The sequence below is a fragment of the Trueperaceae bacterium genome, assembly GCA_019454765.1.
GTDB lineage: Bacteria > Deinococcota > Deinococci > Deinococcales > Trueperaceae > JAAYYF01.
Genome location: JACFNR010000001.1, coordinates 100,405 through 119,828 on the forward strand (window position 1 = coordinate 100,405; position 19,424 = coordinate 119,828).

20 protein-coding genes are annotated in these 19,424 nt (G+C 73.0%); 13 read left to right on the plus strand and 7 right to left on the minus strand.

Translation table 11 applies throughout. From position 1 onward, the window contains the following. Positions 1–54 precede the first annotated feature (54 nt). From H3C53_00425 to H3C53_00435, 3 genes are read right to left on the minus strand one after another with little or no spacing between them, the layout of a single operon-like run. Positions 55–1,395 carry an NAD(P)(+) transhydrogenase (Re/Si-specific) subunit beta gene (locus H3C53_00425; GenBank protein ID MBW7915140.1) on the minus strand — a complete coding sequence of 447 codons (1,341 nt, stop codon included), beginning with the start codon at positions 1,393–1,395 and terminating at the stop codon, positions 55–57. Between the two features lie 34 nt (positions 1,396–1,429). Then, positions 1,430–1,708, minus strand: coding sequence for an NAD(P) transhydrogenase subunit alpha (locus H3C53_00430; protein MBW7915141.1), 279 nt, complete (start codon positions 1,706–1,708; stop codon positions 1,430–1,432). A 2-nt stretch (positions 1,709–1,710) separates the two neighbouring features. Next, positions 1,711–2,853: an NAD(P) transhydrogenase subunit alpha gene (locus H3C53_00435; protein MBW7915142.1), complete on the minus strand. Its 1,143-nt coding sequence runs from the start codon at positions 2,851–2,853 to the stop codon at positions 1,711–1,713. A gap of 92 nt (positions 2,854–2,945) precedes the next feature. Between H3C53_00435 and pfkA the strand changes: the two genes are divergently transcribed. Beyond that, complete coding sequence (gene pfkA / locus H3C53_00440; protein MBW7915143.1) at positions 2,946–3,914, plus strand: 6-phosphofructokinase; 969 nt, start codon at positions 2,946–2,948, stop codon at positions 3,912–3,914. Between the two features lie 9 nt (positions 3,915–3,923). On the opposite strand, the gene H3C53_00445 is transcribed toward pfkA, so the two are convergent. Next, complete coding sequence (locus tag H3C53_00445; GenBank protein ID MBW7915144.1) at positions 3,924–5,180, minus strand: tyrosine--tRNA ligase; 1,257 nt, start codon at positions 5,178–5,180, stop codon at positions 3,924–3,926. Between the two features lie 152 nt (positions 5,181–5,332). Between H3C53_00445 and gnd the strand changes: the two genes are divergently transcribed. From gnd to rocF, 3 genes are read left to right on the plus strand one after another with little or no spacing between them, the layout of a single operon-like run. After that, complete coding sequence (gnd, locus tag H3C53_00450; protein ID MBW7915145.1) at positions 5,333–6,232, plus strand: decarboxylating 6-phosphogluconate dehydrogenase; 900 nt, start codon at positions 5,333–5,335, stop codon at positions 6,230–6,232. Next, positions 6,232–7,809 carry a glucose-6-phosphate dehydrogenase gene (gene zwf / locus H3C53_00455; GenBank protein MBW7915146.1) on the plus strand — a complete coding sequence of 526 codons (1,578 nt, stop codon included), beginning with the start codon at positions 6,232–6,234 and terminating at the stop codon, positions 7,807–7,809. The genes gnd and zwf overlap by 1 nt, the downstream gene beginning before the upstream one ends. Positions 7,810–7,830: 21 nt before the next feature. Further along, on the plus strand, positions 7,831–8,724 hold the full coding sequence (gene rocF, locus H3C53_00460) for an arginase (protein MBW7915147.1): 894 nt from the start codon (positions 7,831–7,833) through the stop codon (positions 8,722–8,724). A 27-nt stretch (positions 8,725–8,751) separates the two neighbouring features. Here the strand turns inward: rocF and H3C53_00465 are convergent, their stop codons facing one another. Continuing rightward, the gene (locus H3C53_00465) at positions 8,752–9,726 is read right to left on the minus strand and encodes a patatin-like phospholipase family protein (protein MBW7915148.1); all 975 of its coding nucleotides are present in this window, start codon (positions 9,724–9,726) and stop codon (positions 8,752–8,754) included. An 84-nt stretch (positions 9,727–9,810) separates the two neighbouring features. Here H3C53_00465 and H3C53_00470 point away from each other — a divergent pair, with 84 nt between their 5' ends. Both H3C53_00470 and H3C53_00475 read left to right on the plus strand, forming a co-directional pair. After that, on the plus strand, positions 9,811–10,725 hold the full coding sequence (locus H3C53_00470) for a glycosyltransferase family 2 protein (GenBank protein ID MBW7915149.1): 915 nt from the start codon (positions 9,811–9,813) through the stop codon (positions 10,723–10,725). Next, positions 10,719–11,531 (plus strand): hypothetical protein, encoded by an 813-nt coding sequence (locus tag H3C53_00475; protein ID MBW7915150.1) that lies wholly within the window; start codon positions 10,719–10,721, stop codon positions 11,529–11,531. Before H3C53_00470 ends, H3C53_00475 begins: the two co-directional genes overlap by 7 nt. Before the next feature lie 13 nt (positions 11,532–11,544). Here H3C53_00475 and H3C53_00480 read toward each other — a convergent pair whose 3' ends face one another. Together H3C53_00480 and H3C53_00485 are read right to left on the minus strand one after the other, a co-directional pair. Continuing rightward, positions 11,545–12,534: a histidine kinase gene (locus H3C53_00480; GenBank protein MBW7915151.1), complete on the minus strand. Its 990-nt coding sequence runs from the start codon at positions 12,532–12,534 to the stop codon at positions 11,545–11,547. Position 12,535: 1 nt separating this feature from the next. After that, positions 12,536–13,204: a response regulator transcription factor gene (locus H3C53_00485; GenBank protein ID MBW7915152.1), complete on the minus strand. Its 669-nt coding sequence runs from the start codon at positions 13,202–13,204 to the stop codon at positions 12,536–12,538. 122 nt (positions 13,205–13,326) lie between these two features. Between H3C53_00485 and phoU the strand changes: the two genes are divergently transcribed. The 7 genes from phoU to H3C53_00520 all read left to right on the plus strand — a co-directional run bounded on the left by phoU (position 13,327) and on the right by H3C53_00520 (position 19,363). After that, positions 13,327–13,980 (plus strand): phosphate signaling complex protein PhoU, encoded by a 654-nt coding sequence (gene phoU, locus H3C53_00490; protein MBW7915153.1) that lies wholly within the window; start codon positions 13,327–13,329, stop codon positions 13,978–13,980. Positions 13,981–14,065: 85 nt separating this feature from the next. Next, entirely contained in the window at positions 14,066–14,983 is a 918-nt protein-coding gene (locus H3C53_00495; GenBank protein ID MBW7915154.1) for an N-acetylmuramoyl-L-alanine amidase, read from the plus strand. A 23-nt stretch (positions 14,984–15,006) separates the two neighbouring features. Further along, positions 15,007–15,426: a FixH family protein gene (locus H3C53_00500; protein MBW7915155.1), complete on the plus strand. Its 420-nt coding sequence runs from the start codon at positions 15,007–15,009 to the stop codon at positions 15,424–15,426. Positions 15,427–15,479: 53 nt separating this feature from the next. Continuing rightward, positions 15,480–16,973, plus strand: coding sequence for a 4Fe-4S ferredoxin (locus H3C53_00505; GenBank protein ID MBW7915156.1), 1,494 nt, complete (start codon positions 15,480–15,482; stop codon positions 16,971–16,973). Next, positions 16,970–17,902 (plus strand): M15 family metallopeptidase, encoded by a 933-nt coding sequence (locus H3C53_00510; GenBank protein MBW7915157.1) that lies wholly within the window; start codon positions 16,970–16,972, stop codon positions 17,900–17,902. Before H3C53_00505 ends, H3C53_00510 begins: the two co-directional genes overlap by 4 nt. Next, the gene (locus H3C53_00515; protein ID MBW7915158.1) at positions 17,892–18,638 is read left to right on the plus strand and encodes a hypothetical protein; all 747 of its coding nucleotides are present in this window, start codon (positions 17,892–17,894) and stop codon (positions 18,636–18,638) included. Before H3C53_00510 ends, H3C53_00515 begins: the two co-directional genes overlap by 11 nt. Then, on the plus strand, positions 18,635–19,363 hold the full coding sequence (locus H3C53_00520; protein ID MBW7915159.1) for a DUF554 domain-containing protein: 729 nt from the start codon (positions 18,635–18,637) through the stop codon (positions 19,361–19,363). The genes H3C53_00515 and H3C53_00520 overlap by 4 nt, the downstream gene beginning before the upstream one ends. Positions 19,364–19,424 lie beyond the last annotated feature (61 nt).

A 19,424-nucleotide genomic window follows, 5' to 3' on the forward strand; every position in this document is an offset into this window, starting at 1 on the left:
GGTCGGCGCCACCGGCGGGCCGGCCGGTGGCCGCCCCGAACCCGAACGCGCGGGCTAGGCGTCCTTGAACTCGGCGACGAGCGAGCCGATGGAGGCCTTGGCGTCGCCGAACAGCATGCGCGTGTTCGGCTTGTAGAAGAGCGGGTTCTCCACCCCGGAGAAGCCGGGGTTCATGGAGCGCTTGAGCACGATGCAGGTGCGAGCCTTGTCGACGTCGATGATCGGCATGCCGTAAAGCGGGCTGCCCTCGTCCTCGCGCGCCGCCGGGTTGACGACGTCGTTGGCGCCGATGACCACTGCCACGTCGACCATCTCCATGGTGGGGTTCACGTCGTCAGGCTCGACCAGTTGCTCGTACGGCACGTTGGCCTCCGCCAAGAGCACGTTCATGTGGCCCGGCATGCGGCCCGCCACCGGGTGGATCACGTAGCGCACCTCCGCGCCGTTGCGCTCGAGCAGGTCCGCCAGCTCCTTCACGACGTGCTGCGCCTGCGCGACGGCCATGCCGTAACCCGGCACGAAGATCACGCTGGCGGCGGCCTCCAGGAGGAAGTAGGCGTCGTCGGCGCTGATCGGCTTGATCTCGCCCTCCACCTGACCGGCGGAGGCGTGGGTGGCCGCGCCGAAGCCGCTGAAGAGCACGTTGGCCAACGACCGGTTCATCGCCTTACACATGATCTGCGTGAGTATCAGCCCAGACGCGCCCACGAGCGAGCCCGCCACCACCAACACGGTGTTGCCGATGGCGAAGCCGGCCGCGGCACCGGCGATGCCCGAGTAGCTGTTCAGGAGCGAGATGACGATGGGCATGTCGGCGCCCCCGATGGGGATGACAGCCAGCACGCCCAGCGCCAGGCCCAGCACGAGGAAGACGAGCAGCAGCGGGTAGGAGGCGGCGGGCGCGATCACGAAGATGACGCCAAGGACGAGCGTGCCCCCCAGGATGCCCGCGTTGACCAGTTGCTGAGAGGCGAACAGTATGGGCTTCCCGCTCACGCGCTCCGACAGCTTGGCCCACGCCAAGACGGAGCCTGTGAACGTCACGGCGCCGATGACGACCGCGGCGAAGATGGCGATGGCGGACACGGGGTCGGCGTGTGGCGTCCGGATGTACTCGTTCCAGCCCACGAGCATGGACGCCAGGCCACCCGACCCGTTCAGGAGGGCGACCATCTCCGGCATCGCCGTCATCTTCACCGTGCGAGCGACGTACACGCCGATGGCGCCACCCACCAACATGCCGACGATCACGTAGGTGAAGTCGATCCCGGCCGACACCAGCGTGGCGACGACGGCCAGCAGCATCCCGAGGGCGGAGACGAGGTTGCCGCGGCGCGCCGTCGTAGCGCGACCCAGCATCTTGAGGCCGAAGATGAACATGACGGCCGCGACCATGTAGACGAGTTGGACGACCTGGGTCACGCCGACCTCACTTCTCCTTCTCGCCGGCGCGGAACATGCCGAGCATGCGGTCGGTCACCAGGTAGCCGCCCACCACGTTGACGGTGGCGGCGGCGATGGCCAGCACGGCCAGGACGGTCGCCAGGGTGCCGTCCACCGCCGTGGCCGCGATGGCGCCCACGATGGTGATGCCCGAGATGGCGTTCGACCCCGACATCAGCGGGGTGTGAAGCTGCGACGGGACCTTGTTGATCAGCTCGAAGCCTAGGAAGATCGCCAAAACGAAGGCGAGCAGGAGTAGCATCATGGTCACCCTTCTCCCAGAGCGGCGCGGACCCGCTCGTCGCGCACCTCGCCCTGCGACGTGAGCAGGCAGGCGCCCACGACCTCGTCCGCCGCATCTAGGCGCAGCCCTCCCGCCTCCTTGTCCCAGGCATGCTCGATGAGCAAGTACAGGTTGTTCGCGTAGACGAGGCTGGCGTCCTTGGCCACCTTGGCGGGCAGGTGTTCCAGCCCGACGATGCGGACACCGCCGTCGGTCACGACCTCCTGCCCCGCTACCACGCCCTCGACGTTGCCGCCCGTCGAGGCCGCCAGGTCGACGATCACGCTGCCGGAACGCATGCCGGCCACCATGTCGGCGCTGATGATGCGCGGTGCCCGACGCCCGAAGACCTGGGCCGTGGTGACGATCACGTCCGCCGTGGAGCACACCCTGGCCATCTGCTTGCGTTGCGACTCGAGCTGCTCGGCGGACAGCTCCTTGGCGTAGCCCTGCTCCGTCTGCCCCGTCTCCCCCACGTCGATCTCGACGAACTTCGCACCGAGCGACTGCACCTGCTCCTTCACGACCGGCCGCGTGTCGTACGCCTCGACCCGGGCGCCGAGCCGCTTGGCGGTGGCGATGGCCTGCAGCCCGGCCACCCCGGCGCCGACCACGAACACCCGGCCCGGTGGGATCGTCCCGGCCGGCGTGCTCATCATCGGGAACGCCTTCATCGACCGCTCGGCGGCCAACACCACTGCCGCGTAGCCCGCGAGGCTCGCCTGGCTGGAGAGCGCGTCCATCTTCTGCGCGTAGGTCGTGCGCGGGATGAGTTCCACGCACAACGCCTCGAGGCGCAACCTGGCGAGCGCCCTCACCAGGTCGTGGTTGAAGAACGGGTCGAGGAACCCGGCCACGACCGCGCCGGGCCGCATGGCCTCCAGGTCGGCGACGGCCGGCGGCTGCACGGCGAGCAGCACGTCGGCGCCCGCCAACAACGCGCCACGGTCTGCCCCGAAGCTCGCCCCGGCCTTGCGGAAGTCGTCGTCGCTCATGAACGACGCCGCGCCGACCCCCGGCTCGAGCGTGACGGTGGCCCCCAGCTTGACGAGCTTCTCGACCACCTGCGGGGTGAGCGGGCTTCTTCGCTCACCGCTGACGGACTCCCTCAAGGCGACGATGTTCATATCGGCCTCATCTTTGCACGCGCGTCCGAGCCGCCGCCCGGGTCAGTTGCCCCGCCCGTGACGCGCACGCCTTGGGGCTATACTCCTCAGTCATGATGCATCTCGGCATCCTCACCAGCGGCGGTGACGCGCCCGGCATGAACGCCGCCATCAGGGCGGCGGTCCGTACCGCCGCCCATGACGGCATCCGCATGACCGGCATCTACCGCGGCTTCCAGGGGCTGGTGGACGACGACACGGTCGAGTTGGGGCCGCGCGCCGTGGCCAACGTACTCCAGCGCGGCGGCACGGTGCTCCGTACCGCCCGCTGCGATCAGTTCCTCGAACCGGAGGGCCGCAGGGCCGGCGCCGAGACCCTGAGGCGTCACGGCGTGGACGGGCTCATCGTCGTCGGCGGCGACGGCAGCTTCCGCGGCGCCCAGCTCCTGCAGGAGGAGCACGGCGTGCCCGTCGTCGGGATCCCCGCCACCATCGACAACGACATCAACGGCACGGACGTCTCCATCGGCTTCAACACGGCGCTCGACGTCGCGCTCGACGCCGTCGACCGCCTGCGCGACACGGGCGCCAGCCACGACCGCCTCTTCCTCGTGGAGGTGATGGGGCGGCGCGCCGGTCACATCGCGCTGTCGGTCGGCGTTGCCGGGGGCGCCGAGGCCATCGTCGTGCCCGAGGCGCCCCTGCCGGCGGCCGAGGTCGTGAGGCTCCTCACCAAGGCCGAGGAGCGCGGCAAGACCTCCAGCATCGTCGTGGTGGCGGAGGGCGCCTTCCAGGGTGGCGCGGCCGAACTGCAGAAGGCGATCGAGTCGTCGTGCGGTTACGACGTCCGCACCGTCATCCTGGGTCACACCCAGCGCGGCGGCAGCCCCAACGCCCGCGACCGAGTGCTGGCGTCGCGGCTCGGCTTCCACGCCGTGCGGACCCTCGCCGCCGGCACGAGCGGCGTGATGGTCGGCACCAACCGTCGCGAGGTCGTCACCATCCCCCTCAAGGAGCTCGAGCTCCACCCGAAGGACATCGACCGCGAGCTGCTGGAGATCGCCTACGTGCTGGCCGTCTGAGCGCCGCGCCTAGGCTCGCCGCACCCTCACGAATGCGTCCCTGCCGCGCTGCAGCACGGCGGGGCGCTCCAGCTCCAGCCGCGCGGCCGGGTCCGTCAGCGCCTCGCCGTCCAACCTGAGGCCGCGGTTCTGCACCAGGCGCCGCGCCTCGCCGTTGGAGGCGGCCAGGCCCGCCAGCACGGCCAACCTGAGGAGCCCGACGGTGCCCGCCTCGAACTCGCCGGCCGGCACCGCCACCTCCGCCACATCGTCTGGGATCCCGCCCCGCGCCACCTCGTCGTAGCGGCGCTCGGCGGCCGCCACCGGATCGGAGCCGTGGTAGATCGTCACCAGGGCTCGCGCGAACGTGCGGTGCGCCGCGACGGGATCGCGCGCCAGCTCGGCTCCCAAGGCGTCGAGGCCCAGGTCGGTGCAGAGCTCGGCGTACTGGAGCAGTTGAGCGTCGTTCACCTGCATCGCCTTCTTGAACATCACCTCGGGCGGCTCGGCTATGCCGATGTAGTTGTCGAGCGACTTCGACATCTTCTCCACCCCGTCGAGCCCCACGAGGAGCGGCGTGGTGAGGGCGACCTGCGGCTCGAGCCCGTACGCCCGCTGAACGTCACGGCCGACCAGCAGGTTGAACAGCTGGTCGGTGCCGCCCAACTCGACGTCGGCCCTGATCGCCACGGAGTCGTAGGCCTGCGCCAGCGGGTAGAGGAACTCGTGCACGCTGATGGGCACGCCGCCATGGAAGCGCTTCGTGAAGTCGTCACGCTCGAGCATGCGCGCGACCGTGTAGTTGGAGGCGAGGCGCACGACGTCCGCGAAGCCCAGTGGCTCGAGCCACTCAGAGTTGTGGCGGATCTCTAGCTTGCTCTCGTCGGTGTCGAGGATCCGCGCCGCCTGCTCAACGTAGGTCCGGCCGTTCCGCCGCGTCTCCTCCAACGTGAGCACGGGCCGCGTCTTGCTGCGGCCGGACGGGTCGCCGATCATGCCCGTGAAGTCGCCGATGATGAGAACTACCCGGTGGCCGAGGTCCTGGAACTGTCTGAGCTTCCTCAAGACCACAGCGTGGCCGACGTGGAGGTCCGCGCTCGACGGGTCGACCCCGAGCTTGGCTCGCACCTGCCTGCCCTCGCGCGCGGCCAGCTCGAGCTTCTCCAGCAAACCGCCGTCCGGCACCACGTGCTCCGCGCCCCTGTTCAGGAGACGCAGCGCCTCGGCGTGGGCGCCCGCCACCTCGTCGTCCCGCCGCGAGGCGGGAGTCGTCCCTTCGCTCACCATCGTCCTCCTGGAACATCGCGAGCACCGCGCCGCGCGGCGCCGTGGTGCGCCCTACGCGACGGGCGTGCGTCAACGGCGCGCAGTCTAGCACGCCCACTTGCTAGCATCGAACTCGTAACCCCGCCCACAGCGGGCGGGTCAGGAGGTACAGGATGGAACTCGCTATCGTCGGGCTGGGCAGGATGGGGGCCGACATGGCGCGCCGGCTCATGCAAGGCGGACACGCGCCGGTCGTCACCGACCTGACGCCCGACCTCGTCACGGAGCTGGTCGAGGAGGGCGCGCGCGGCGCGCGCGACGTCGCCGACGCCGTCAAGCAGCTGTCGGCCCCGCGGGTGGTGTGGAGCATGGTGCCGGCCGGCGGGCCCACCGAGCAGGTCATCGAGCAGGCCCTCGCCGCCCTGTCGCCGGGCGACGTCATCGTGGACGGCGCCAACTCCAACTGGGAGGACTCGCGCCGCCGCGCCGACCTCGCCGAGGCCAAGGGCCTCGGCTGGGTGGACGCGGGCGTCTCCGGCGGCATCTGGGGTCTGGAGGAGGGGTACAACCTCATGGTCGGTGGCCACGACGACGCCGTGAAGATCGTGTGGCCCGTCCTCGAGACCCTGGCGCCCGCCAGCGGGTTGGCTCACGTCGGCCCGCCGGGCACCGGTCACTTCGTGAAGATGATCCATAACGGCATCGAGTACGGCCTCTTGCAGGCGTACGGCGAGGGGTTCGAGGCGCTGGCGCGCTACCCTCACCACGACCTCGACCTGCCGGCCATCGCGCGGCTCTGGACGCACGGCGCCGTCGTCCGCTCCTGGCTGCTCGAGCTGCTGGCCGAGGCGCTGCACGACGACCCGCGCCTCACCGAGCTCAAGGGCTACGTCGACGACAGCGGCATGGGGCGCTGGACGGTGGACTTCGCGGTCGCCAACGCCGTCGCCATGCCGGCCGTGACCGCAGCCCTCTACGCCAGGTTCGCGAGCCGCGACGCCGACGCCTTCTCCAACCGCGCCGTGGCTGCGCTGCGCAACCGCTTCGGCGGTCACAAGACGAAGAAGGCATGATGCGGGCCGAGGAGGCGGGTAGCTCGGCCGCGCGTGACGCGGCTCGCGCCGCGGAGCCGGCGGTCAGGCGCGTCGAGCGCGAGGCCAGGCCGGGCGCCCCCGACAGCGTGTCGCGCGCGAAGCCGGCCCCGGCCTGCGCGTTCGTCATCTTCGGCGTCACGGGGGACCTCACGGGCCGCAAGCTCATCCCGGCGCTCTACCAGCTCGCCGCCAAGGGGGAGCTCAACGAGGGGAGCGTCATCGTCGGCCACGCTCGCCGCGAGATGACCGACGACGAGTTGCGCGCCTACCTCCGCGACAAGGTCGCGGCCGAGGTGCCCGACCTCGACGCGGGCGTGTGGGAGCGGTTGGCGGCGCGCATCAGCTACGTGCAGGGCGACTACGAGAGCGCGGACGGCTTCGTTCGCCTCGCGCAGAAGCTGGCCGGGCTGGACGTCGCCGGCACCATCTTCTACACGGCCACGCCGCCCGAGGTTTACGCCACCATCGCCCGTTCGCTGGCCGAGGCGGGGCTGGCGCGCCCCGCGCCCGGCAGGTTCGCCCGGCTGGTCGTCGAGAAGCCGTTCGGAACGGACGAGGCGTCCGCCAAGGAGCTGAACGCCCTCCTGCTCGAGCACTTCGACGAGTCGCAGCTGTTCCGCATCGACCATTACCTTGCGAAGGAGACGGCGCAGAACCTCGGCGTCCTGCGGTTCGCCAACAGCATGTTCGAGCCGGTATGGAACAACCGTTACGTCGACCACGTCCAGATCACGATGATCGAGCCCATGGGCATGGAGGGGCGCGGCCGCTTCTACGAGTCCGCCGGAGTGCTGCGCGACGTCTTCCAGAACCACCTGCTGCAGCTCCTGGCCCTGATGGCGATGGAGCCGCCCGTGCGCTTCGACGCCCGCGCCGTGCGCGACGAGAAGGTGAAGCTGTTCAGCGCCGTCAGCTGCCCCAGCCCGGCCGACACCGTCTTCGGGCAGTACGTGGCCGGCAACGGCGCGGTGGGGTACCGGCAGGAGAAGGACGTGGACCCGAACTCGAAGCAGGCCACCTACGCCGCCATGCAGTTGCGTGTAGAGAACTGGCGCTGGTCCGGGGTGCCCTTCTACCTGCGCTCCGGCAAGCGCCTAGAGGCCAAGGCCAGCGAGATCGTGCTGCAGTTCAAGGCGCCGCCTCACGTCCCGTTCGCGCTCAGCGCGCCGGTGCACGCCGACCGCCTCGTGATGCGCATCATGCCCGACGAGGGCATGACCATCCGCTTCAACGGGAAGCGGCCCGGCCAGAAGGTGGAACTCGACCGGATCGGCCTCGACTTCTCCTACGGGGAGAGCTTCGCGGGCGCCATCCCGGACGCCTACGAGACGTTGATACTCGACGTGATGAACGGCGACGCCACGCTCTTCATGCGCGCCGACGAGGTCGAGGCGCAGTGGCGCATCGTCGCCCCGGTCCTCGCCTACCTGGAGGAGCGGCGGCCGACCCCGGCCTTCTACGAGGCGGGTGGGCGCGGGCCGCAACAGGCCTACGCGCTGCTCGAATCCGCCGGACGCGAGTGGAAGAGGCCCGCGGGGGTGCGACGGGGCGGCTAGGGCGCGTGCTAGCGTGACCGCATGCGCAGGGTGCGGGTGGTGGGGGTGCCCATCGACCTCGGGGCCGGTCGCCGCGGGGTCGACATGGGTCCGAGCGCGATCCGCCTGGCGCGGCTGGCGCCGGTGCTGCGCGAACTGGGTCACGAGGTCGTCGACCTCGGCAACGTCGAGGCGCCCGTGGCGGAGGCGCACGAGCACCTCCTCACGCCCGCCGGTCCGCACCACGCCGACGTCATCGCGGCCGCCTGCGCCGCCACCCACGCCCGGCTCAGCGGCCTGCCGGCCGACGACTTCGTCGTCGCCCTCGGCGGCGACCACTCCATCAGCATGGGCACGGTGGCCGCGCTCGGGAGCCGCCAGGCGACGGGTTTGCTCTGGGTAGACGCCCACGCCGACGCCAACACCCCGGCGACGAGCCCGTCGGGGAACGTGCACGGGATGTCCGTGGCGCACCTGCTCGGGCTAGGCGACGCCAGGTTCCTGGACGTCTGGGGCGGCGGCGCCATGCTGCGCCCCGAGCACGTCGTCTACCTGGGACTCCGTAGCGTCGATCCCGGGGAACGCGCCCTCATCCGCGACCTGGGCATCACCGCCTACACCATGAAGGACGTGGACAACCGCGGCGTCGCCTACCTGGCGGCGGCGGCCCTCGAGCAGCTGGGCGGCCTGGGGCGCCTGCACGTCTCGTTCGACGCGGACTCGCTCGATCCCGCCATCGCGCCGGGGGTCGGCACGCCGGTTCCCGGCGGCCTCACCTACCGCGAGGCGCACCTCCTGATGGAGCTGCTGGCCGACTCTGGCGCGGTCACCTCGCTCGACTTGGTGGAGGTCAACCCGACCCTGGACCGCGCCAACGAGACGGCGGCCATCATGGTGGAGATGGCCGCCAGCCTGTTGGGCAAGCGCATCCTCTGACCCGGGGCCCTCCCGGCGCCCGGCGCCTCAGACCTGCGCCATCGCGGTGATCACCAGCGGCACGAGCCCGGTGAGGGCGGCGTCACCCGCCCTGATGGCCTCGCCTGCTCTGTGGAAGTTCAGCCAGTGGATGGGCGGCTTGGTGTGGACCTCGAAGCGGCGGCAGCCACCCGCGGCGCTCACGGCGCCGTCGGGCCCGGCCGTGGGTGCGCCACCACGCGCGGCGCCGGCCCAGCCTCCCGCCGCGAACGCCAGGGCCCGGCCGAGGCGTCCAACGGCGCCCTTCGGCGCGGCCGCGGCCGCCCGCGACTGCCAGCGCCGCGCGCCGTCCGAGGCGAGCACGCGCCGCGCCAAGCGGATGGCGCCCGAGTCCCCCGCCTCCATGCCGGCGCCGATGCCGATGGCGACATCGACGTCGAGGCCGTCGAGCGTGTCGAGGGGCACGGGCGAGCCGATGCCGCCATCGATCAGCCGCCGGCCGTCGACGAGCGCGGGGGCGAACACGCCGGGGATGGCCGTACTGGCCCGCAACGCCAGGGCGAGCGGCCCCGACTCGAGGAGCACCTGCTCGCCGCTATCGATGTCCGTGGTGACCACGACGAGCCGCTTCTCCAGGTCGGCGAACGACCGCCCCTCAAGCAGCCTGTCGAAGTAGGCCTCGAGGCGTTTGCCCTGGAACAGGGCGGCGCGGTGCAGGCCGAAGTCGGCGACGTACGGGAAGACGTCGCGGCGCCGCATCGACTCCGCCTGGCGCAGCAGCTCCGGCAGCGGCCTGCCGGTCGCGTAGAGCGCCCCGACGACGGCCCCGAAGCTGGTGCCGGCGATGACGTCGGGGACGAGTCCGTTACGTTCGAGGCTGGCGAGCGCGCCGAAGTGGGCGTAGCCACGGGCGCTGCCGCCGCCGAGGGCGACGCCGAGGCGCGGCGCGGGCCGAGGGCGTGGGGCGGCCACGGCGCCTTCGGTCGTGGCGAGGGCGCGCGCGGGACGACTGTCTGAGAACACGCGGCATGGTACGTCCTGGGAGATGAGCTCCATGTAACTTAGCTCGCGTCCCGCCCCCGGCCCGGGCGTGGCATGCTGCTTGCCATGGCTGAGCCGCGCCTGACGGTGGCCGTGGTCACCTACCGCACCCCCGACCTCGCCCTCGACTGCCTGCGGTCCGTGGTGGCGGCGGCGCCGGCGGCACCCGTGCGGCTCGTCGACACCGACCCGTCGGCCGAGTTCGCCGCGCGCGTGGCGGCGGCTCAGCCGACCGTCGCGTACGTGCCGGCCGAGAACAGGTCGTACTCGCACGCGGTGAACGTCGGGTTGGCTGGCGCCGCCACCGAGTTCGTGGCCCTGATGAACGCGGACGTGCAGCTCGGGCCGGCCACCTTCACCGACCTGATTCAAGCGCTCGACCGCGACGACGGCGCCGGCGCCGCTGGGCCGCTCGCGCTGGGCAGCGACGGGCGGCCGCAAGACCTCGGCCCGTGGTACGCGCGCCACTACCGCGCGTTGCGGCGCCGGGCCGACGCCGCGCGGTCCTCCGGCGCGCCGGATGGGGGCGCGGCCGCGCCGGCCAGCGTCGACGTCCCGTGGCTCTCCGGCTGCCTCCACGTCGTCAGGTCCGCGGTCTGGCGGCAACTGGGCGGCTACGACGAGGCGTTCCGGTTCTGCAACGAGGACCTCGACTTCGGGCTGCGTCTCGGGCGCGCCGGCCTGAGGAGCAGCCTGGTCGACACCCGCGTCGTCCACCTGGGCGGCACGTCCACGCCGGCGCACCCGGCGTTCGCGGTGGAGGGGCGTCGCGGCGGCCTGATCATCGGCCGGCGCCACTACCCCGCTCCCCTGTTCGCGGCCCAGCGCGCGTTCGTGCTCCTCGAGGGGCTCGCGGGCGGGGTGCTGGCCGGCACGCCCGGGGCCAGGGCCGCCTACCGGGAGCTGCGGCGGCTGGCCACGTCCGGCGACCTCGACAGGAGTCCGTTCGGCGCGACGCTCGACGACAGGCCGCCGTGGTGACTACCGCGCAGACCGACATGTGGCAGCGGCTGACGACCGACCCCGTGTTCTTCTACTCGGCCGCGGCGGCGCTGCTCCTCGGCATCGTCTCCCTCGCGACCGGCCTGGCGCGCGGCGACGTCCTGGTACTGGCGAGGCCGAGGAGCGCGCTCAGCGTGCTGGCGGCCGTGGCCATCGCGTTCGCGGCGACGGTGGCGGCGGAGTGGGCGCTGGCCGGCGGCGCCGCCCCATGGGTGAGCGGGACGACCAGGGCGCTGGCGCGCGTGCCGCTCTACCTCGTGGCCCTGGCGTACGGGCCGGGCGTCGGCCTGGTGGCGGGCGCCCTCTTCGGCGCCGCCACGGCCGGCGGGGCGTTCCCGGGAGCGCGGGAGGCCCTGTTCACCTTCGAACTGGTCGTCCTCGGTTGGTTGGCCATCTACCCCTCGCCACGCCTGGCCCGCTGGGCGGGGCCGTTCGACGTCGCGCTGGCGCGCTGCCTGACATGGGGCACCGCGGGCGTCGCCTGGCTCAGCTACCAGGGCGGCGGCGTCACGGCCACCGCGGTCGTTGCCGCCAGCGGCCGTTGGCCCTGGGCTGCCCTCGTCTCGGCGGCCGCGCTCGTCCTGGCCGCGCCCCGTTGGTACGACGCGCTCTTCCCCCACTCCCGCGTCGCCCCGCGACCGGCGGGCGCGGGGGCGCCGCCGGTCAACGCGGTGCGGGCGCTGCGGGAGCCCGAACTGGCACCGGCCGAGTACGACCGGCCGCGCCACCCGCGGCGACCGCCGCTGGCCACGCCGCCGCTGCGCGATGACGACCCCAACGACTGACCGAGCGCTCGCCTCAGCCGCCGTCGACGAGCGGGAAGGAGACGCCGAACGCGTTGGCGCCACCCACGCCCCCCGGACCCCACTCGTGGGGCCCGCCCCACGCGGCGCCGCCCCACCGCTCGGCTATCGAACGGACCACGTAAAGCCCCAGCCCGGCCCCCTGCGAGGCGCCACGTCCCCTGCCGCGCGGGGTGAACAGCGCCGGCACCGCCACCGGGTCGAGCGGCGTCCCCGAACCTCTCACCTCGAGGCGACCGGCGGGCTCCGGTCCGCTGGCGGCCGCGCCCGGCTCCCGCCAGGCGGCCACCTCGATCCGGCCGCCCCAGCTGCCGTGGATGACGGCGTTCTCGACGAGGTTCAGGACCACCTGGAGCAGCTTGTCCTCGTCCACCCAGGCCATGAGCTCGTCCACCTTGACCACCAACTCCGCCCCGGAGCGCTCCACCGGTTCGCGAAGGAGCGACAGGGCCCGGCGCACGACGTCCGCGACGGGGACGCGCCGCTCGCGCGGCGGACGCGACTCGACCGTGAGGTCGTCGAGCAGGCGCGACAGGCGTTCCGCCTCGGCCCGCGCCAGGCGGACGAAGTGCGCGTCGTCACCGGCGCCCGCCGTGGCGGCCTCGCGCGGCTCGAGCGCCTCGATCGCCCCCCGGATGACGGTCACGGGCGTCCTCAGCTCGTGCGACAGCACCGCCAGGAGGTCGCGCGCCGCGGCGCGCTCCTCGCGAAGGGCGGTGATGTCCTCGAGGACCAGGCCGTCGCGCGTGACCGTGGCGCGGACCGTCCGAGAGCGGAGCGACAGCTCGCCCCCCTGGCCGCTGGCCCACATTGCCTCGAGCCGGTGATCGCGCAGGACGGCTATGGCGACCGCGCCCCGCGCCCGCGCGCGGTCGACGTCGAGAAGGCGGGCCGCCGCCGCGTTGAGGTCGGCCACCCGGTCGCCCGCCAGCAGCACCACCCCCTCGGCCAGCGCGTCCCACCACCCGCCGAGGTCGCCGCTCACGTCACGGCCCCGTCAGGTCACCCGCGCGGTAGCCGCGGCCCCGGACGGTGACGATCACGGTGTCGGCGAAGGCGGCACGGAGCTGCGCCACGTGCTGGTCGACGGTCCGTTCGGTGCCGACGAAGTCGGGTCCCCACACGCCGTCCAGCAGTTCGAGGCGCGAGTAGACCCTGCCCGGGTTGGCGGCCAGGAAGGCCAGCAGCTCGAACTCCCGTCGGGTCAGGTCCCGCGCCGCGCCGAACCACGACGCCGTCCCGGCGTCGAGATCGACGAGCAGCGGACCGAGCGCCACGCGCCGCGGCCCCTCGGTCCGGCGCAGCAGCGCCCGCACGCGGGCCACGAGTTCCGCGGACGAGAACGGCTTGGTGAGGTAATCGTCGGCTCCCGACTCGAGACCCTCTACCCGCTCGCCCTCCCTGGCGCGCGCCGTCAACATGAGCACGGGCAACCGCGCCGCGCTCCCGGCCCGCAAACGGCGGAGCAGGCTCAGGCCGCTCTCGTCCGGCAGCATCCAATCGAGCACCATCAGGGAGGCGCGCGGCGCCGCCCGCCAGGCGGCCAGCGCGGTCGAGGCCTCCTCGACGGCGAACCCGGCTCTCACGAGGTGATGGCGCACCACGTCGCACACCGCGTCGTCGTCCTCCACCACCAGGATGGTGGGCCCGCTCACCCGCGGTCCACCGGGCCCGCACCTGGACGCCGCAGTGGCCCCATGCCGTCATTGTAAGGTCCGGGCGCGCGCGGCGCGGCCGTGACCCCGCCATGACGCTGGCGCGCTACGCTCTTGGCATCATGAGCGAGACGGCACCGGCCCCCTTGGAACTCGACCTGCAGGCGATCAGCGGCGACCTCGTCCGGATGCTGAGCCTGGTGCGCGAGAGCTGCGAGTGGGCGCGGCGCTCGCTCATCGACGCCGACCAAGCGGCGGCCGCCCACTGCTCCGAGCTCGACGACGAGGTCGACGCGATCCAGGCGCGCCTCGAGGTTAGGATCCTGACGGTGATCGCGCGGCGCCAACCGGCGGCGCGCGACCTCAGGTTCCTCGGGGCGGCGCTGCAGGCGCTCGCCGACATCGAACGCGCCGGCGACTACGCCCAGCACGTGGCCGACGTGGGCAGGAGCCTGGCGCTCGAGCCGCCCCTCAAGAAGTACCTCGACATGCAGCGCATCTTCGAGGTCCTGGCGACGATGATCGACGCCACGAGCAAGGCGTTCGCCGAGGCGGACGCGGTCGCGGCGCGGCGCGCGCACGGCCTCGACGCCGAGATCGACGACCTCTACGATCAGATCCAGCGGGAGCTACTGACCTACATGCTCGCCGACCCGAAGAGCATCGGCCGGGCCACGCAGCTGCTGGCAGTGGCGCGCTACCTCGAGCGGCTGGGAGATCACCTCGAGAACGTCAACGAGCACATCATCTTCTGGCTCGAGGCCGTGCGGCTCTGAAGGCGCAGGCGGCAGCCACCTGCCGTGGCGTAAGCAGGCCGCCGCCGCGGTTGTGACCCGCCGCGACGGTTAGTAGCATCTGGGGATGAACGGAGGCCGCGATCCGCTAGGGCTCACGGCGCCACGCCGGGAGCGGGGCGACGAGCCCGCGGGCCTCGGCCCCGAGGCGCCGAGCCGCCGCAAGCTCAGGCGGCGGCTCCTCGGACGCGGCTTCCTCGCCGCCCTGGTCCTACTGCTCCTCCTCAACGTCGCCACCGCGGTCAGGGAACGCGGCCTCGCCCCGGTAGCCGCCCTCGGTGGCGGCCTCGCCGGCGGGATCGAGCGACTGCTCGAGGCCGCGCCGGGGGCGGGGCAGGTCAGGGTCTGGCGCGCCGGGCCGGCGCGGTGGCTTGCCAACCGCATCCTCGGCCCCGTTCGCGTCGGCCTGCAGGTGGGGCACCTGGACGCGGCGCTCCAGCCCGACGAGCTCGCCGCGCTCCGTTACAGCACGGGCGCGCACCACGCGGGCCTCGACGAGGTGACCGTCAACGCCGCCGTGGTCGAGGCGTTGGCGACCAGGCTGCGAGCGCGGGGCGCGGTCGTCGACGTGTTCGGCGCCACCGTGCCGGCCGGCTACCGGGCGGACCTGGTGTTAGCGGTGCACGCCGACTCGAACGTCGACCCGACTCGAAGCGGCTACAAGAGCGCCCACTTCTGGCCGGCCAGGAACCCGCGCGAACCGCTCCTGAAGCTCGCCGTCGACCGCGCAGTGTTCGGGTCGACCGCCCTGGCCGACGACGACGCCAACGTCTCCGCCAACATGTTCGAGTACTACGCCTTCAACCACGCTCGCTTCGAGCACGCCGTGGCGCGGCGGACGCCCGCCCTACTCGTCGAGCTCGGCTACCTCTCGAACCCGCGCGACAGGGGCGCCCTGCTCCGCCCGGACGGACTCGCGGCGGCGCTCGAGGCGGGCCTCGTCGCCTACCTCCGGGTCACCGGCCGGGTGCCCGACGCCTGGTGACCCGTGGTAACCTGCCGCCGACGATGCACCGCCGTTCGCACCTCGCGCCGCGCCGCGCCGCGCCCCTCCTCGCCGTCCTGGTCGGCGCAGCGTTCCTGGCGAGCTGCAGACCGCCCGAGGGCAAGGCGACGCGGGCGGCCGACGCTCCGGTCGTGGTGGTCCGGCTGGACGGCCCCGCCCGCGTGGGGGTCGTGCCGCTGGTCGTCGAGGTGACGGCCGCCGGCGCGCCCGTGACGGGCGCGGTCGTGAAGGTGACGGGCGACATGACGCACGCAGGCATGCAGCCGGTCACGGCCGCGGCCGTCGAGACCGGCGATGGCGGTTACCGCGCCGCCGGGTTCGCCTTCACGATGGCCGGTGATTGGGTCGTGACGGCCGACGTCACGACGCCGGCCGGTACCCGCGTCAGCGGCGAGCTCCTCACGACCGTCGCGCCCAAGTGACCGTCCCGCGCGCCACCGGCGCGGTCGAACTGCCGCGCGCCACCGGACCGTTCGTGGATCAGCCCGCCGGCTTCGACCTGTTCCGCCTCCCCGGACTCAGGCGGCTGGCGCGCTTCAAGTACGGCCGCCTCGTGCTGCAGCTGCCGCTCCTGGCCCTCGTCCTCATGGTGGTGGTCGACGGGCTCACGGGGAGGCAGCTCGCCCCGCGCAACGTGGCCACCACCGTCACCTGGCTCCACTACCGCGGCCTCGTGGTCCTGGCCCTCGCGCTCTTCGGCAACGCGTTCTGCGCGGCGTGCCCCCTCATGCTCACGCGCGGCGCGGCGCGGCGCCTCAAGCGCCTGCTTCCCGCCACGTTCACCTTCCCGCGCCGGCTCCGCAACAAGTGGTTGGTCCTCGCCATCACCGCCGCCTACTTCATCACCTACGAGGTGTTCGACCTCTGGGCCAGCCCCTGGCTGACGGCCTGGTTGGTCATCGGCTACTTCGGCGCCGCTCTGGTCGTCGACACCCTGTTCCCGGCCGGCACGTTCTGCCGGTACGTGTGCCCGCTCGGCAACTTCAACTTCGCGCTCTCCACCGTCTCGCCTAGCCAGGTCGTGGCGGTCGACCCGGACGTGTGCCGCGCCTGCGTCCACAAGCCGTGCCTCCACGGCCGCGAGACCTACGCCGAGACGCCTGCGCGCGCCCCCACGCGCGCCGCCTTCATCCCGCTCGCGGAGATCACCAACCCCAACGGCACCGGTTACTTCCCCGGCTGCGAGAGCGACCTGTTCGTCCCGACGATCACGAGCAACATGGACTGCACCTACTGCTTCAACTGCGTGCGCGCCTGCCCGTACGACAACGTCGCCCTCAGCGTGCGGACGCCGGGGCGCGAGCTGAGCCGGGCCCCTTGGGCCAGGCGCTTCGGCCTGCCGGCGCTCGCGCTAGGTGTGCTGCTCACCTTCTGGGGCGTCGTGAACGCGCTCGCCATGATCACGCCCTTCTACGCGTTCGGCGCTCGCCTGGCCGCCTTCCTCGGCACGCGCGACGAGGCGGTGCTGCTGGCCGTCGTCTACCTGCTCGTCACGGCGCTCGGCGTCCTACTGACGGTGGGCGCCGCCATGTTGGCGGACAGGCTCGGTGGCAGGCGCACGGGCCCGGTCGCGGCCTCCACGCGCTGGGGGTACGTCACGGTGGCGCTCGGCTTCGGCTTCTGGGGCGCTCACTACCTGTTCCACTTCCTGACGGGGGCTCTCAGCATCGTGCCCGTCTTCCAGCACTTCTTCGAGTATCGCGGCCTGCTCGTCGACCCCAACTGGCGCCTGGCGCAGATGGTGCCCTCGCGGTGGCTCTTCCCCATCCAGGCGCTCGTCGCGGCCGTCTACACCGCCATAGCGCTGGCGACCGCCGTGCGCATCGCCCGCCGCGACTTCGCGGGCCGCGCCTGGGTGTTGGCGATGTGGCCGATGCTCCTCTACGTGCTCGCGTTCACGGCCTCGCAGCTCGTGATCCTGGCTCAACCCATGGAGATGCGCGGGACCATCCTGGGGCCGCTGCCGTGAGGCGCGGCCGCCGCGTGCTCGGCGCCGCGCTCTTGGCCGCGCTGGCGCTGTGGGCCGCCGTCGCTGCGGGCGCCGGCCGGCAGGGCCGTGCGGACGCCGACCCGGAACGGCCGAGCGCCGCGCACTCCGCGCCGCCGCCCGCCCCTGCCGCCGGGGCCGAGACGTCGCAGTCCGTCGGGGCGCCCGCGACGGCACCCCTGCCGGCTGCGGACGCCGCGGCAGAGTCGGCGACCCCCGCGGCTGCGCGGGGCGGGGACGACGCCCGAGGCGACGCGCCGTCCCTGCCCACCTGCGAGATCGCCGACCTGCCGACGCGCGCCACCGAACCGGACGGCTTCGCCCACGCCGTCCTCGACACCGCATACGCCCTCCCCGCCGATTACGTCCCCGCCGACCTGGTGGAGTTGCACGCCGCTCTCGGCGACGTGTCGCGCTACGCCGCGGCCGAGGGACAGCGGCTGAGGCGCGCGGCGGCCGCCGACCTGCACGCCCTGTTCGTGGCGGCCGAGGCCGCCGGCGTCCGCCTCGAGGTGGCGTCCGCCTACCGGTCGTACGAGTACCAACGCCGCACGTTCGACCGCTGGGTCGAAGAGGACGGCTACGAGCACGCCGTCCGCACGAGCGCCCGCGCCGGGCATTCGGAGCACCAGCTCGGCACCGTCGTCGACCTCAAGAGCCGCGGCGGCCCGGCGGCATGGGACCTGGACGACTGGGCCGCGACGCCCGAGGGGGCCTGGCTGGCCGAGAACGCCTGGCGTTTCGGGTTCGTCATGAGTTACCCGCGCGGCAAGGAGGCGGTTACGTGTTACCTCTACGAGCCGTGGCACTACCGCTACCTCGGTCGCGAGCTGGCGGCGCGCGTCCGGGCGTCCGGGCTCGCCCCGCGCGAGTACCTGTGGGCCCTCGCGGGCGGTGCGCATGACGAGTGACCTTGCCCCGTCGCGCGGCGCGCCGAGCGACGCGACGCCCACGACCTGCGGCCGGGCGTGGCGGCTGCTCCCCCTCGTCGCCTGCCTCGCGCTCGCGCCCCTCCCCGCGACCGCACTCGCGCACGCGACCCTCGTCATCGGCACCCTCGAGGTGTCGCCCGACCCGCCCGTGCCGGGCGCCGCCCTCGCCGTCACGGTGCGGCTCGAGGACACGCTACTCACCCCCGTCGAGAAGGCGTTCGTGCGCGTGGAGCTGCGCGCCGGCGACACCGACGGGCCCGCGGCCCCGGAGAGCGCCGTGGGAAGCCAGGCCGGCGACTTCCTGGCGGTGCCCCCGGCGGCCGCCTCCGAGCGTTTCACGGAGACGGGGGTGAAGGGCACCTACACGGGCAGCCTGACGGCACCGGAGGCCGGCAGCTACACGCTGAGCGTGCGGGACACGACGTTCCTGAACGAGGAGGCCATCGCCAACGTGACGCTCACCGTGGGCGGGGCCGCCAACGGCGCCGTCGCGTTCGTGCTGCCGCCCACGCCCACTCAACCCAAGTCGCTGTCGACGTGGCTCCTCTGGCTCATCGGGGTCCCGCTGCTGGCGGGGCTCGTGACGACGGTGCTGGTGTTGCGGCGTCCGGCCCGGTCGGCCGAAGCCGATGAGGGTGGTGCGAGCGGCGTGGGTGGCGAGGGCGGCGCGGGGCCGGGCGCCGGGACCGACGGTCCCGAGCGGGGCGCGCCTTGACGCCGCTCGAGCAGACCTGGGGCACTCTCTTCAACGTGGCGACCGTCCTAGTCGGGTCGGCGGTCGGCCTGGCGCTGCGCGGGAAGCTGCCGCCCCGCGTGACGGAGGCCGTCATGCAGGGCATCGGCCTCGTCACCCTCTACATCGGCATCGCGAACGCCTTCGACCTCGGGCGGGTCGGCGACCCGCCGGGCGTGATAGTGGGGTTGATGGCGCTGGCGGTCGGCGCCGCGCTGGGGGAGTGGTGGCGGATCGAGACGGGGCTCGAGCGCCTGGGCGACCTCCTGAAGAAGCGCCTGCGCGGGCGCGGCCGCTTCACGGAAGGGTTCGTGGCCGCCTCGCTCCTGTTCTGCGTGGGGCCGCTCGCACTGCTCGGCAGCATCCAGAACGGCCTCAGCGGCGACGCGGGTTTCCTCCTGCTGAAGTCGGCGCTCGACGGCTTCTCGGCCCTCGCGCTCGCGGCCAGCCTCGGGTTCGGCGTCGCCGCCTCGGCCGCGGTCGTGCTCGTCTACCAGGGGGGGCTGTCGCTCGCCGCCGGGGTCTTCGCGAACCTCGTCCCCGACCCCGCCGGCGACCCCCGCGTCCTGCTGGTGAACGGCGTGGGTGGGCTGATCATCATCGCGCTCGGGCTCGGGCTCCTGGAGGTGAAGCGCCTCAAGGTCGCCGCCATGCTGCCCGCCCTGCCGCTGGCGGTGCTGTTCTACTGGCTGGCCCGGCTCTTCTAGGCCCACCGCGACAGGCCGGCGGCGGCCGGCCGGCCGGCCAGCAGCGGCGGCGCCGAGCCGG